Annotated in this window: 1 pseudogene; it reads right to left on the bottom strand. The window is 36.4% G+C overall.

Annotation, left to right across the window (positions count from 1 at the left end):
• Positions 1-297 (bottom strand): annotated as a pseudogene (locus AOA59_RS05540) (hypothetical protein); the annotation flags it as partial.

Here is a 297-nt window from a genome sequence, read left to right as displayed (position 1 = left end):
ACTTCAACTGACTCAGTTTCAGTACCTTTTGCTTCAACATTCTCTTCGTCCGTTGGTTCAGGTTGATTTTGCACTTCCTGAGGACGAACAACAGTATGTGTGTTACCTCGATTTACTAAGTCAGATAACAGTTGAGAAACATCCAAACCAGTTAATTCTTTTAATGGCTCTTGAATTTGTGTCATTGTGTTTGTAATTGATTTACTATAGGCTGAAGTACCGTTGCCGTTACCAGTATCTATTATTTTGACTGAATCAATATTTGATAATGGTGCAGCAATTTCTTTAGCGTATAGA

The sequence above is a fragment of the Pseudomonas sp. 2822-15 genome, assembly GCF_002742515.1.
GTDB classification, from domain to species: domain Bacteria; phylum Pseudomonadota; class Gammaproteobacteria; order Pseudomonadales; family Pseudomonadaceae; genus Aquipseudomonas; species Aquipseudomonas salomonii.
Note: the sequence above shows the minus strand (reverse complement) of the source record. Positions and strands in the feature narration are given on the sequence as shown.